Source organism: Vibrio sp. JCM 18905 (assembly GCF_055393305.1).
Genome location: NZ_AP043879.1, coordinates 277,019 through 290,445 on the forward strand (window position 1 = coordinate 277,019; position 13,427 = coordinate 290,445).

General features: G+C 45.0%; 16 protein-coding genes. 8 read left to right on the forward strand and 8 right to left on the reverse strand.

What is annotated here, in order from left to right; all coding sequences use genetic code 11:
* Window positions 1–52 precede the first annotated feature (52 nt).
* Window positions 53–1,021 carry a TAXI family TRAP transporter solute-binding subunit gene (locus ACZ5ZC_RS09555; protein ID WP_005392302.1) on the reverse strand — a complete coding sequence of 323 codons (969 nt, stop codon included), beginning with the start codon at window positions 1,019–1,021 and terminating at the stop codon, window positions 53–55.
* Between the two features lie 405 nt (window positions 1,022–1,426).
* Window positions 1,427–1,897: a transcriptional regulator ArgR gene (gene argR / locus ACZ5ZC_RS09560; protein WP_031780246.1), complete on the reverse strand. Its 471-nt coding sequence runs from the start codon at window positions 1,895–1,897 to the stop codon at window positions 1,427–1,429.
* Window positions 1,898–2,255: 358 nt separating this feature from the next.
* On the opposite strand from argR, the gene mdh reads away from it, so the two are divergent.
* Both mdh and ACZ5ZC_RS09570 read left to right on the forward strand, forming a co-directional pair.
* Window positions 2,256–3,191 (forward strand): malate dehydrogenase, encoded by a 936-nt coding sequence (gene mdh, locus ACZ5ZC_RS09565; protein WP_005392300.1) that lies wholly within the window; start codon window positions 2,256–2,258, stop codon window positions 3,189–3,191.
* 113 nt (window positions 3,192–3,304) lie between these two features.
* Window positions 3,305–3,496 (forward strand): hypothetical protein, encoded by a 192-nt coding sequence (locus tag ACZ5ZC_RS09570; protein WP_005392299.1) that lies wholly within the window; start codon window positions 3,305–3,307, stop codon window positions 3,494–3,496.
* A gap of 89 nt (window positions 3,497–3,585) precedes the next feature.
* On the opposite strand, the gene ispB is transcribed toward ACZ5ZC_RS09570, so the two are convergent.
* A complete protein-coding gene (gene ispB / locus ACZ5ZC_RS09575; protein ID WP_395205587.1) occupies window positions 3,586–4,557 on the reverse strand; it encodes an octaprenyl diphosphate synthase in 972 nt (323 codons plus the stop codon).
* A 256-nt stretch (window positions 4,558–4,813) separates the two neighbouring features.
* On the opposite strand from ispB, the gene rplU reads away from it, so the two are divergent.
* From rplU to folA, 6 genes are all read left to right on the forward strand, one after another.
* Window positions 4,814–5,125, forward strand: a complete 312-nt coding sequence (gene rplU / locus ACZ5ZC_RS09580; protein ID WP_005383096.1) for a 50S ribosomal protein L21 — start codon at window positions 4,814–4,816, stop codon at window positions 5,123–5,125.
* Between the two features lie 20 nt (window positions 5,126–5,145).
* The gene (gene rpmA / locus ACZ5ZC_RS09585; RefSeq protein WP_005383095.1) at window positions 5,146–5,403 is read left to right on the forward strand and encodes a 50S ribosomal protein L27; all 258 of its coding nucleotides are present in this window, start codon (window positions 5,146–5,148) and stop codon (window positions 5,401–5,403) included.
* 206 nt (window positions 5,404–5,609) lie between these two features.
* The gene (cgtA, locus tag ACZ5ZC_RS09590; RefSeq protein ID WP_005383091.1) at window positions 5,610–6,785 is read left to right on the forward strand and encodes an Obg family GTPase CgtA; all 1,176 of its coding nucleotides are present in this window, start codon (window positions 5,610–5,612) and stop codon (window positions 6,783–6,785) included.
* Window positions 6,786–6,980: 195 nt separating this feature from the next.
* Window positions 6,981–7,781, forward strand: a complete 801-nt coding sequence (locus tag ACZ5ZC_RS09595) for a threonine/serine exporter family protein (RefSeq protein WP_053809456.1) — start codon at window positions 6,981–6,983, stop codon at window positions 7,779–7,781.
* A complete protein-coding gene (locus ACZ5ZC_RS09600) occupies window positions 7,781–8,254 on the forward strand; it encodes a threonine/serine exporter family protein (RefSeq protein WP_005392295.1) in 474 nt (157 codons plus the stop codon). Before ACZ5ZC_RS09595 ends, ACZ5ZC_RS09600 begins: the two co-directional genes overlap by 1 nt.
* Window positions 8,255–8,263: 9 nt before the next feature.
* Window positions 8,264–8,743, forward strand: a complete 480-nt coding sequence (gene folA / locus ACZ5ZC_RS09605) for a type 3 dihydrofolate reductase (protein ID WP_139060156.1) — start codon at window positions 8,264–8,266, stop codon at window positions 8,741–8,743.
* A 268-nt stretch (window positions 8,744–9,011) separates the two neighbouring features.
* Here folA and ACZ5ZC_RS09610 read toward each other — a convergent pair whose 3' ends face one another.
* The 5 genes from ACZ5ZC_RS09610 to surA all read right to left on the reverse strand — a co-directional run bounded on the left by ACZ5ZC_RS09610 (window position 9,012) and on the right by surA (window position 13,367).
* Window positions 9,012–9,818, reverse strand: a complete 807-nt coding sequence (locus tag ACZ5ZC_RS09610; protein ID WP_226421523.1) for a symmetrical bis(5'-nucleosyl)-tetraphosphatase — start codon at window positions 9,816–9,818, stop codon at window positions 9,012–9,014.
* Window positions 9,819–9,833: 15 nt separating this feature from the next.
* Complete coding sequence (apaG, locus tag ACZ5ZC_RS09615; RefSeq protein WP_054867223.1) at window positions 9,834–10,214, reverse strand: Co2+/Mg2+ efflux protein ApaG; 381 nt, start codon at window positions 10,212–10,214, stop codon at window positions 9,834–9,836.
* 75 nt (window positions 10,215–10,289) lie between these two features.
* Complete coding sequence (gene rsmA, locus ACZ5ZC_RS09620; protein ID WP_005379669.1) at window positions 10,290–11,099, reverse strand: 16S rRNA (adenine(1518)-N(6)/adenine(1519)-N(6))-dimethyltransferase RsmA; 810 nt, start codon at window positions 11,097–11,099, stop codon at window positions 10,290–10,292.
* Window positions 11,099–12,094, reverse strand: a complete 996-nt coding sequence (gene pdxA, locus ACZ5ZC_RS09625) for a 4-hydroxythreonine-4-phosphate dehydrogenase PdxA (RefSeq protein ID WP_054867294.1) — start codon at window positions 12,092–12,094, stop codon at window positions 11,099–11,101. Before pdxA ends, rsmA begins: the two co-directional genes overlap by 1 nt.
* Complete coding sequence (surA, locus tag ACZ5ZC_RS09630) at window positions 12,084–13,367, reverse strand: peptidylprolyl isomerase SurA (RefSeq protein ID WP_006742728.1); 1,284 nt, start codon at window positions 13,365–13,367, stop codon at window positions 12,084–12,086. The genes pdxA and surA overlap by 11 nt, the downstream gene beginning before the upstream one ends.
* Window positions 13,368–13,427: the final 60 nt, after the last annotated feature.

Genomic DNA, 13,427 nt, shown 5'->3' on the forward strand with positions numbered 1-13,427 from the left:
AAACAGGCAGAAAACCATCTTTTCCTGCCTGTGAGTTTGGAGTCTGAGGAAGTTACTTAAGTAGACCCACTTCTTTGTAGTATTTTTCTGCACCTGGGTGAAGAGGGATAGATAGACCCGCTTTCACCATGTCTTCTTTTTTCAGGTTTGCAAACGCAGGGTGTAGACGTTTGAACGTATCGAAGTTTTCAAACACGGCTTTTGCAACGTTGTAAGCGACATCGTCTGAAACGTCTGCTGTTGTAACCATCGTTGCCGCAACACCAAAGCTGTTTACGTCTTTGTCTGTGCCACGATACATGCCAGCCGGCACTGAGCTAAAGGCGTAGTATGGGTTATCAGCAACAATCTTATCGATTTTCGGACCTGTTGCAGAAACTAGCTTAGCATCACATGATGTTGTTGCTTCTTTGATTGAACCGTTCGGGTGACCCACCATGTAAATGAATGCGTCAATTTTGTTGTCACAAAGTGCTTGAGAACGCTCAGAGCCCTTTAGTTCAGAAGCCAATTTGAAGCTGTCGTTTGTCCAGCCCATCGCTTCCATAACAACGCCCATGGTTGCACGGTCACCAGAGCCAGGGTTACCGATGTTTACGCGCTTACCTTTTAGGTCTTCAACGTTTTCGATACCTGAATCTGCACGAGCAATGATGTTGAAAGGTTCTGTATGAAGAGAGAACATTGCACGTAGCTTTTTGTACGGGCCTTGTTCCGCAAACTTACTCGTACCATTGTAGCCGTGGTACTGCCAATCCGATTGCACGATACCAAAATCTAACTCGCCAGCACGGATAGTGTTAACGTTGTAAATAGAGCCGCCAGTCGATTCTACTGAACAACGAATGTTGTGTTCTTTACGACCTTTATTGACCAATTTACAGATAGCACCACCAGTAGGGTAGTAAACACCTGTAACAGAGCCAGTACCGATAGTAATAAACTCTTGAGCGTTAACTGCGCCTGCACCCATTACTGCTGCAGCGATAGCGCCTACTTTGAGAAGTTTGTTAAATGCCATGAATTTCCCTTCCTTATATTCATTATTTACCCGGAAATAACCATAAATCACTTCTGGAGTTTCCTATTTGGAAACGGCATCTTTTCCAATCCAATCGTTTGAAAAAGCGAGCGAATCATAACAAAAAATTGGCAGAAAATTATCCAATTGTTAAATGTTATAGTTGATAAGTCTGAATCTTGTGCAGGAGGATAGTGTTAGATTTGTGATTTAATTCTTTTTATAACAAACACTTAATAAGTATTAAGTGAACGAAGTGAAAAAGATCAATTGCGTGATGTTAATCACAAAATAGGTGGTTAAATAATGGTCTGGATAAGCAAAAAATTTACATAAATCATGGGCTACAAAATGAGATTTCTTTTATAGCCCACAAAGAGTTAGCTGATCTAAATGTGAAAGAACTTAGCCAGTGTATTCGAACAGTTCACACACTGATTTGAACAACTGTTCAGTCGTAATCGCCATCGTTGGAGTGATAAAGATAGTGTCATCACCTGCAACAACACCAAGAATACCTTCGGATTTACCCAGTGAGTCAAGCAAGCGAGCAATCAACTGCGCAGCACCAGGGCCAGTATGGATAACAACTAATGCCGCGTTATGGTCAATATCTAGCACCAGTTCACGCAAAGAGCTGCTTACAGTCGGTACGCCTAGCTCAGCAGGAAGGCAGTAAACCATTTCCATTTTTGCATTGCGTGTGCGGACGGCGCCAAATTTAGTCAGCATGCGTGATACTTTCGATTGGTTAATGCTTTCAAATCCTTGTTGTTTGAGTGCATCAACAATCTCACCCTGTGAGCCAAAGCTCTCTTCTTTTAATAGGGCTTTAAAGGCGCGGACTAAGTTGTCTTGTTTTTCTGAATTGCGCATAGTCATTACGAATCTCTTATTACGGGTCAGCAATTTTGCATATTCTCGCATATATATTCATGCGGTGCCAAAGAGTCCCAGTATTATGTTAGTTACGTCACTGTAAACTATATACCACATGGAATTCTTTAACTATATGAAGTAGGGCTGTTTTTGTTTTCTTGAATTCCTTGTCATTTCAACAGAATAAAAGAATAATCCAAGCCCCATTTGTAGCACGGTAACAGCGAGTTGCGCGAGGTCGCAAAGCTAGCGTTAATTGATTGTAATCAAGTTGTGATTCCGATAGCTTTATTTAAGTTGGTTACAAACTACCCTACGAATACGTTTATAAGAGAATACTCTCAAGGAGAACTACATGAAAGTAGCCGTTATTGGTGCCGCTGGTGGCATCGGTCAAGCCCTGGCCCTTCTACTTAAGAACCGTCTTCCTGCTGGTTCTGATTTAGCCCTATACGATATTGCTCCAGTAACTCCTGGTGTGGCTGCTGATCTTAGCCACATCCCGACGCCAGTTTCTATCAAAGGTTACGCGGGTGAAGATCCTACTCCAGCACTAGAAGGTGCGGATGTTGTGCTGATTTCTGCAGGTGTTGCTCGTAAGCCTGGTATGGATCGCGCGGATCTATTCAATGTAAATGCTGGTATTGTTAAGTCGCTAGCGGAGAAGATTGCGGTTGTTTGTCCGAAAGCTTGTGTTGGTATCATCACAAACCCGGTAAATACAACAGTGCCAATTGCCGCTGAAGTACTTAAGAAAGCGGGTGTTTACGATAAGCGTCGCTTGTTCGGTGTAACAACACTTGACGTTATCCGTTCAGAAACATTCGTTGCAGAGCTAAAAGACAAAGATCCAGGTGACATTCGCGTACCTGTTATCGGTGGTCACTCTGGCGTAACGATCTTACCTCTACTGTCTCAAGTGGAAGGCGTTGAGTTTACAGCTGAAGAAGTAGAAGCATTAACGAAACGTATTCAAAACGCAGGTACCGAAGTTGTAGAAGCGAAAGCGGGTGGTGGTAGTGCAACACTATCAATGGGCCAAGCTGCATGTCGCTTTGGTCTGTCTCTAGTTCGTGCTCTTCAAGGTGAAGAAGGCGTAGTTGAATGTGCATACGTTGAAGGCGACGGTGAACATGCGACTTACTTCGCACAGCCTGTGAAACTGGGTAAAGAAGGCGTAGAAGAAGTACTAAGCTACGGCAAACTCAGCGACTACGAAAAGTCTGCACTAGACGGTATGCTAGAAACACTAAATGGCGACATCAACATTGGTGTTGAATTCGCAAAGTAATCTAGAAAGCTCGAATAAGAAGAAAGCCGATCAAAATGATCGGCTTTTTTGATCTTTGGCTTCTCTGCTTCGTAAAATTACTTGATAAAAACAACGTGGTGAAGGAGAAGATGATGGAAGCAAGTCGAATCCGTAAAGGCATGGTTGTTGAGTGCCAGCAGGGCGTAGGTACTATATTGGTGGTCGACCGTGAAGCAGAGACGGTACTGTTGTCGAAACAAGGCTCTGATCAGCAGATTGCGGTTAGCTTTGATGAAATAGAAGATGACCCACAACTGCATGGCGGTAGTGACAGATATTACTAGCGCCTATCACGGCATTAGGTATCAGATACAAAAAAGGAAGAGCTTGCTCTTCCTTTTTGTTTTAAGTCTTGCGTTATGGGTTGCTATGATTACTTCGTGCGTTGTACCGCGACATGAGCCAGAGTAATAAGCGCTTGCTTGTATTCAGATTCCGGCAATACTGATAGTTCTTCGATTGCTTTGTCTGCTTCTTCTAGTGCTTTTTGCGTCGTGTATTCCAGAGATCCGGCCTCTTTCATCACCGCGAGAATTTCTTCTAAGCGATCCATGCCATTGGCCTTCTCAATTGCTTCGCGAATCATGATGGCATTGTCTGGCGTGGTATTACGCATAGCGTGAAGTAGAGGTAAAGTTGGCTTGCCTTCAGCCAAATCATCCCCCACATTTTTACCCATGTCTTCGCCATCAGAGGTGTAATCCATGACGTCATCAATAAGCTGAAACGCAGTACCCAAATACTTACCGTAATTTTGCATTGCGATTTCAACATGCTCAGGAGCATCGTTTAAGATTGCGCCAATTTGAGTTGCAGACTCAAATAAGCGTGCTGTCTTAGAGTAGATGACTTGCATGTAGCTTTCTTCTGTCGTGTCAGGATCGTTACAGTTCATCAACTGCTGAACTTCACCTTCGGCGATCACGTTTACGGCGTTGCTCATTAGCTTAAGGATCTTCATGGATCCTAGCTCCGTCATCATTTGGAATGAGCGAGTATAGATAAAGTCCCCAACTAACACGCTAGCAGCATTGCCAAATGCAGCATTCGCAGTTGCTTTACCGCGGCGCATGTCTGATTCGTCGACCACGTCATCATGCAGCAAAGTCGCTGTATGGATGAACTCAATAAACGCAGCTGCCATTGTATGACCGTTGCCTTGGTAACCAAGTGCGCGGGCTGACAGTATCGCTAAAAGCGGTCTCAGACGTTTGCCTCCACCACTCACGATATAAAAACCGAGCTGGTTGATTAAAGAGACATCAGAATTAAGTTGGGCTTGAATTGTTTCATTCACTTTTGCCATGTCATCGGCAGTAAGCGCTTGGATAGTTTTAAAATCCATCGTATATCCGGCTGAAGTTAGACCCTGCAAGGCTTATTCGATTTATATAATTGTCGAATAATACACTAAAAAACGTTGATTAATACATTACTAAAGGGCATGATTGCCGCACTTTTCTTTGGCGATTAGCTTTTCGCCAATTTTTTCAAAATATGGCTTGTCATAGGAGCATCTATTCTGTAGAATCTGCGCCCTATTGATGATTAGTTTAGCGCACACCCTCAAGAAAGGCTGTGCGGAAAAAGCGGAGTAAAATATGTACGCTGTTTTCCAATCTGGTGGTAAACAACACCGTGTAAGCGAAGGTCAAACTCTTCGTTTAGAGAAATTAGACGTTGAAACTGGTGCAACTGTAGAATTTGATAAAGTTCTTCTTGTTGCTAACGGCGAAGACATCAAAGTTGGTGCTCCTCTTGTAGAGGGCGGCAAAATTGTTGCTGAAGTTGTACAACACGGTCGTGGCGATAAAGTTAAAATCGTTAAGTTCCGTCGTCGTAAGCACTCTCGTAAGCAACAGGGTCACCGTCAGTGGTTCACTGAAGTGAAGATCACTGGTATCAACGCTTAATCTATTAGGAGAGTTTAACAATGGCACACAAAAAAGCTGGTGGTTCTACTCGTAACGGCCGCGATTCAGAAAGCAAACGTCTAGGTGTTAAGCGTTTCGGTGGTGAATCTGTACTTGCAGGTAACATCATCGTTCGTCAACGTGGTACTAAGTTCCACGCTGGTAACAACGTAGGTATCGGTAAAGACCACACTCTATTCGCTCTTACTGAAGGTAAAGTGAAGTTCGAAGTGAAAGGTCCTAAGAACCGTAAGTTTGTAAGCATCGAAGCTGAGTAATTAGGTTTTTACCAAGTTACTTAATAGCTTTAAGCTGAATTCAAAAGCCCTGCCGAATCGGCGGGGTTTTTTATTTATGGCAGTCGACATATCGAAGTTTCTCGTTTCCACCTTATTTGTGGGCTGGGAGCTTAGATCTGTCATCTGCTAAAATTGTCAGATGACAAAGTAGATTTAATCCACGCACGAAGTAGTCGGAGTAAAAGATGAAGTTCGTAGATGAAGCGGTAGTAAAAGTTCAGGCTGGCGACGGCGGTAGCGGCGTTGTCAGTTTCTGGCGTGAAAAATTCATCACTAAAGGTGGCCCTGATGGCGGTGATGGTGGCGACGGTGGTGATGTTTATATCCAAGCCGATGAAAACCTTAACACTCTGATTGATTATCGTTTCCAGCGCTTCTACGAAGCGGAGCGTGGTGAGAATGGCCGCGGTGGTAACTGTACTGGTAAACGTGGTAAAGACATCGTTCTTCGTGTGCCTGTAGGTACGCGCGCAGTGGATATCCACACAAATGAAATCGTGGCAGAAGTTGCTGAACACGGTAAGAAAGTGATGATCGCAAAAGGCGGTTGGCACGGTCTAGGTAACACGCGTTTCAAATCTTCAGTAAACCGCGCGCCTCGTCAAAGAACATTAGGCACAAAAGGTGAAGTACGTGAAATTCGCCTTGAGCTATTGCTTCTTGCTGACGTTGGTATGCTTGGTCTACCTAATGCAGGTAAATCAACCTTTATCCGCGCAGTCTCAGCAGCAAAACCAAAAGTCGCTGATTACCCATTCACGACGTTGATCCCAAGCTTGGGCGTAGTGAGTGTCGTACCAGAGAAAAGCTTTGTTGTTGCAGACATTCCAGGTCTTATCGAAGGTGCAGCAGATGGCGCTGGTCTTGGTATTCGATTCTTGAAGCACTTAGAGCGTTGCCGAGTGTTGCTGCACATGATCGATATTATGCCAATTGATCAGTCTGATCCGGTGCAAAATGCACTAACGATCATTGATGAGCTAGAGCAATACAGTGAAAAACTGGCAAGCAAGCCACGCTGGTTAGTATTCAACAAAGTTGATTTAATGCCTGAAGAAGAAGCGAATGAGAAGATCCAAGAAATCTTAGACGCACTAGGCTGGGAAGACGAGTACTTTAAGATCTCGGCGATCAACCGTAACGGCACTAAAGAGCTTTGTTACAAACTGGCTGACTTTATGGATAATCTACCTCGCGAAGAGGAAGAAGTGGCTGAAGAAGATAAAGTTAACTTCATGTGGGATGACTACCATAAAGATGCGATGGCGGGTAAAGACGTTATCACTGAAGATGATGACGACGATTGGGATGACTGGGACGATGAAGAAGATGACGGTCACGTTGTCTACGTTCGTGACTAATCAGAACCGTCAAATAATGCCTGTTTGTCTATAATTCATTAAGCCGCAATTATTTATTGCGGCTTTTTTTGTATCTAAATCATATTTAGATGGTGTGATTTACGGCACAATAGCCGATACGTCGTGATTTTTGAGGGCTAGTTTGGACCTCTCGCGTATGAATGAGCAACACCCTAAAAGGAATTAGACTTATTTATGACTCTAGAAACCATACCGTCTGGAGAGTTGGCGGTATCCACTCAACGATCTATTTCTCGCCTTGTTGCCCAGGCCGGGCAAATGCTACTCGCTCATGGTGCTGAAAGTACTCTGGTGAGCGATATTATGCGCCGTATTGGCCTTGCTTGTGGGGTTAATGAAGTTGCGGTTGCGCTATCAGCCAATGCATTGGTTGTAACGACGGTAATGGATGGACACTGCATCACCACTACCCGAAGTTGTGCCGATCGTGGCATTAATATGCGCGTTATTACGCAAATTCAACGTATCTGCATCATGATGGAGCGTGGGCTGCTCGATGCAACCATGGCGCAGAAAAAGCTGAACGCCATCAGTCCAGAGCGTTATAACCGCTGGCTGGTGGTGTTTATGATTGGCTTGTCATGTGCGGCATTCAGTCATCTGGCAGGTGGTGATTTGGGGGTATTTGTTATGACCTTTTTAGCATCAGCTGGTGGCATGATCGTTCGCCAAGAAATTGGTCATCGTCACTTTAATCCTTTACTGAACTTTGCAGCGACCGCCTTTGTCACGACCTTAATTTCTGCGCAAGCGGAAATCTACCAAATCGGCAATCTGCCCACCGTTGCAATGGCATCGTCGGTATTAATGCTCGTACCGGGTTTCCCGTTGATTAACTCGGTGGCAGACATGCTGAAAGGGCACATTAACATGGGTATTGCCCGGTTTGTGATGGCCAGCTTACTGACGTTGGCGACGTGTTTGGGCATCGTTGCTGCGATGAGCGTTACTGGAATTTGGGGGTGGGCAATCTAATGAGTTTGTTTGATTTGATGCTTGGCCTGCTGAATGACATGTTTTTCGCTGCGATTCCCGCAGTTGGATTTGCACTGGTTTTTAACGTGCCACAAAGAGCTTTAGTGTATTGCGCTGTTGGCGGCGCGATTGGACACGGCAGCCGTTATTTGATGATGCAGTTTGGTATTCCCATTGAATGGGCGACCTTTTTTGCCGCGACGCTAGTTGGGATGATTGGTGTGTACTGGTCTCGCCGCTTTCTCGCGCACCCAAAAGTGTTCACTGTGGCAGCTTTGATCCCGATGGTACCTGGCGTGTTTGCTTACAAAGCAATGATAGCCATGGTTGAGATCAACCATATCGGTTATTCACCTGAGCTCGTTGCAACTTGTATGGAGAACTTTCTTAAGGCCATGTTTATTATTGCAGGTTTAGCTGTTGGTCTTGCTGTTCCAGGGCTGTTATTCTATCGCCGCAGACCAATTGTATAAGGACCTAACATGATCATTAGTATGATTGCCGCGATGGCCGACAATCGCATCATTGGCAAAGACAATCAAATGCCTTGGCATCTTCCCGCCGATTTCGCTTGGTTTAAGCGTTGTACCATGGGAAAACCGGTTGTGATGGGACGCAAAACCTATGAGTCTATTGGTCGCCCTTTACCTGGTCGCTTGAATATTGTTATCAGCCGTGATGAGACACTAAAGATCGAAGGCGTTACTACCGTAACATCGATTGAGCAAGCTTTAGAAGTTGCTGGTGACGTGGAAGAAGTGATGATCATTGGTGGTGGTGCGATTTACGCAGCTTGCCTACCGATGGCCAATAAACTGTATGTAACACACATTGAAGCCGCGATTGATGGTGATACTCAGTTCCCAGATTGGGGAGACGAGTTTAAGGAAACTTACTCAGAAACGTATCAAGCCGATGAGAAGAACGCCTACAACATGCGCTTTACTGTGTTAGAAAAGTAATTCGAGATTAAAACAGCGTATTTAATACGGTAATGCCGTTCGTATAACAGCGAGCGGCCATCCCGGCCTGCCATCATCCTGAAAGCGACGGAGGAGCGTGATTCAGGATCTTCTATACGAGTACTTTGTTGTTAAAGGTATCTCTATCTACCCGCAGCGTGCGGATATTAGATTCCTAGTCTCGCTAAGGCTCGCTGGAATGACCCTACAGGAGATGTTAGGTGACAGGCATTCTCCCTACGATGGATTATCGACTATTATTCAGTGTTTAACTTAACGCATCCTGAGTAAAGATTTTCTTATCGTCCCAACGGATCATGGTTAGGCTTCCGCCCCAAACACAGCCAGTATCCAGACCGATGATCTCTTCGTCTACATGGCCTTGTAGTGCAGCCCAGTGACCAAATAACACCGTTTTATTGAGGTGAACGCGCTGAGGTACATCAAACCATGGAATAAGTTCGTTACCGGAAACTTGTTGTGGTGGTAGTTTACAATCCATATCCAAACGACCATCGGGGAAACAAAAGCGCATCCGCGTAAAAGCATTGATAATATAACGGTATCGGTCCAAACCCTGTAGAGAGTCATCCCAGGAATCAGGTTGATTACTGTACATGTTTTTTAAGAGCCAAGGCAGCTCTTCACTTTGGATGATGCGTTCAACTTCGCGGGCACATTTTCTTGCGGTTTTTAGATTCCACTGCGGTGATATCCCAGCGTGACACATCACGAACTCGTCATGCTCGGCCATAAGAGGTTGCTGAGCTAGCCATGCCAATAGATCTTCTTTATCGGGTGCAGTGAAAATAGGCGCGGTTTTATCTTTATCTTTGACCTTTTTTATCCCGTGAGCAACGGCGAGCAGGTGAAGGTCGTGATTACCAAGCACCACGGTTGCGCTTGTGCCAAGCGACTTCACAAAGCGTAAAGTTTCTAGTGATTTAGGCCCTCTGGCGACCAAATCACCAGCGAGCCAAAGTTGGTCTTTTTTCGCAGAGAAAGAGACTTGTTCTAGTAGTCGCTGCAATTCATCAAAACAGCCTTGAATATCACCAACAATATAGGTAGCCACTGAATCTCCAATTTACTAATTTAAAACATTTGGAATAGCAAGACGAAAGGGTTCAATTTCGGTGATGAACTCCTGTCCTTTTTCATCCAGCATTTTGTAGTGCCCTTGCATAACGCCGACAGGGGTTTCTAACGCGGTTCCGCTACTGTACGTGTATTCATCATTGCTTGGAATAAAAGGTTGTTGACCCACCACACCATCACCTTCAACCGTCATTTGCTTGCCATTCGAGTCTGTGATTAACCAGCGACGGCTCACTAACTGCACGGTTTGTTGGCTAAGGTTTTTGATGGTGATGATATAGGCGAAAACGTAGCGTTGTAGCTCAGGATTGGACTGTTCTTCGATGTATTTGGTGTGAACTTGAATTTTGATGCAAGGTTGAATGAAGTCCATGTGCACTCCTCAGAAACGTAATATCCCAATAATAATAAGCCAAACCGGCAAGGGTTTGGCTCATTGTTTGAGTTCTTAGTGCTGCGGGTTATCCGCAAGCCAGTTCGCCATCGCGACGAATTGTTCTAGCGTCAGGTTCTCTGGACGCATGCTTGGATTAACACCTAGCTCTTCTAGTACTTCTGTGCTTAACAACGATTTGTAGCAGTTACGAACTGTTTTACGACGTTGGTTAAAGCCTTCACGACAAACGCGATCCAGCAAACGCAGATCTTTCGCAGGGCATGGTAGCTCTTCATATGGCACTAAACGAACAACGGCAGAGTCCACTTTCGGTGGTGGAACGAATGCCGTTGGCGGCACTTCCAGTACTGGTACCACTTTACAGTAGTACTGAGCCATTACCGTTAAACGGCCGTAAGCTTTGCTGCCAGGGCCGGCGGCTAAGCGGTTTACCACTTCTTTTTGCAGCATAAAGTGCATGTCTTGAATGTCTTTATGGAATTCAAAAAGGTGGAACATCAATGGTGTAGAGATGTTGTACGGCAAGTTACCGAAAATGCGTAGCTTGTTGTTTGGCTTCACTAATTGAGTGAAGTCAAAACGCATAGCGTCACCCTCATGGATGGTCAACTTATCCGCCAGTTCAGGGTGAGTACGTAGGCGTTCTGCCAGATCGCGGTCTAATTCGATAACTGTGAACTTATCCACTTCACGACCTACCGGCTCAGTGATTGCACCGAGACCAGGACCGATTTCAACCAGGTTTTGACCTGGTTTTGGGTTAATCGCTGATACGATTCCATCAATAATGTATGGATCGTTCAGGAAGTTTTGACCAAAACGTTTACGCGCTTTGTGTCCTAAATGGACATCATTTCTCATTATTTCTTCTCTACCAAATCTATCGCATGCGTGAGCGCTGTTCGGAAACTCCCTGTATCCGCTTGACCTGTCCCTGCCAGGTCTAATGCAGTACCGTGATCCACCGATGTTCTAATAAAAGGTAGACCAAGAGTAATGTTTACTGAACGACCAAAGCCTTTGTATTTTAATACTGGCAACACTTGATCATGGTACATGCCTAAAACAGCATCAGCATCATTTAAATATTTTTCATTGAAAATGGTATCAGCCGGCAGAGGGCCGATCAGGTTGATACCTTTTTCTTGTCGAATTTTTTCCAGTGTCGGAGTGATGGTTTCGATCTCTTCACGACCTAAGCAGCCATCTTCGCCAGCATGAGGGTTAAGCCCGCAAACGTAGATGTTTGGTTGTGCGATAGCAAACTTTTCTACAAGGTCTTTATGAAGAATATCGATGATTTTTTCTAATCGCTCTTCGGTGACCGCTTTGGACACATACGCTAAAGGAATATGTGTTGTGACTAGCGCCACGCGTAGTCCTTCCGTTGCTAGCATCATGACGACTAGCGGCGTTTTTGACTTCTCGGCGAAAAACTCAGTATGACCACTGAATGCAACACCTGCGCGATTAATCACCCCCTTATGAACAGGGCCGGTGACAATAGCATCAAATTCATCATTCATACAGCCTAAAGCGGCTCTTTCTAGCGTTTTTAGTACATAGTGACCATTCGCTTCGTTGAGCTCGCCTGCGACCGCAGGTTCCGATATTTGGATATGATCAACGATAAGCGTGCCTGCTTTTTGTGCTTTAGGCGTTTCTTCTGGATTGTAATCAGACAGTTGGACTTCAATGCCAAGCAGCTTGGCTCTGTCCATCAGCATATTTTTATCGGCGCAGACGACAATTTGGTGCGCCCAATCTTCCTTCGATAAGGCAAGCACTAAGTCTGGGCCGATACCCGCAGGTTCCCCTGCGGTTACGACAATTCTACGAATTGTATTAGTTGTCATTGTTGTCATCCACGATTTCAACAAACGCACTTGCGCGTAGCTCTTGCATCCATGCGCCCGCTTCTTCATTAAATTTACGGTTAAATAGAATACGGTAAGCCTTATTCTTCATCGCTGAGTCAGTGCGGTCAACTTGGCGACGATCCAACACTTCAACGATATGCCAGCCGTGAACGGTTTTGAACGGTTCACTGATTGAGCCAACAGGCAGAGTTTCTACTTGGTGTTTAAATTCTGGCACGTACAGATCTGGCGTTTGATAACCTAGCTCACCGTCTTGAGCTGCCGAGCCAGGGTCTTGGCTGTATTGCGTTGCCAATTGAGCGAAAGTGGCTTCGCCAGCTTTGATGCGGCGTACAAACTCATTCAGTTGCTTCTTCGCCCCTTCGTCACTCAGAATCACGGTTGGTTTAATCAAAATATGACGCGCATTTACTTCCGTTACCGCAACCGTTTCTAAGCCTTTTACATCTTCAATTTTTAGGATGTGGAAACCGACGCCACTGCGGAATGGGCCAATGATGCTGCCTTTGTTTTGCATTTTGATCTGATCGGCAAAGATGGTTGGCATCTCTTCTTTACGCATCCAACCCCAGTCACCACCTTGTAAAGCTTTAGGACCTTTTGAGTAGGTGTAGGCCATCTCCGTAAAGTCTGCACCTTCGTTTAGCTTTTTCGCCAGCGCTTTTGCTTCTGCTTCTACAGCAGACTTTTCTTTGTCATCAGAGAAGCGCAGTTGAATGTGTCCAATTTTGTATTGAACGGTCGCATTGGTTTCTTGTGATAGTTGCTCAGCAAGGCTGTCGACTTCTGCTGGAAGGATATTTATACGGCGACGAACCAGTGCATTACGGGCTTCTGAAGCGGCGATTTCCTTACGGATTTGTTCGCGGAATTCTGGGTAACTCAAGCCTTCACTTTCTACAGAAGCGGCGAGTTGTTCTACAGATTGTTCATTATTACGTGCGATCTCCGCAATCGCTTGGTTTAAGCGGTTATCGTCAATACGCACACCGATACGATCTGCTTCTTGGCCTTGCAACGTGTCAATAATCAGCTTTTCAACAACTTGTTCTTTTAACACGCTAGCAGAAGGTAAGCTCTTTCCGCTTTGACGTGCGTTGGCTTGCAGCGTTTTCATCGCTGTTTCGATGTCGCTTTGTAGAATTACACCGTCGTTCACGATGACCGCAACCTTATCGATCTCTACTGGTGCTGCAACCGCTCCGCAAGAGAGTAGGGTCGTGAATAAGATTGATTTCCAAATTTTCATTTAAAATTCCGTCAGTATTTTTTGAATAGGCGTCTTATTCATTTAAGACGCCTATTTCGA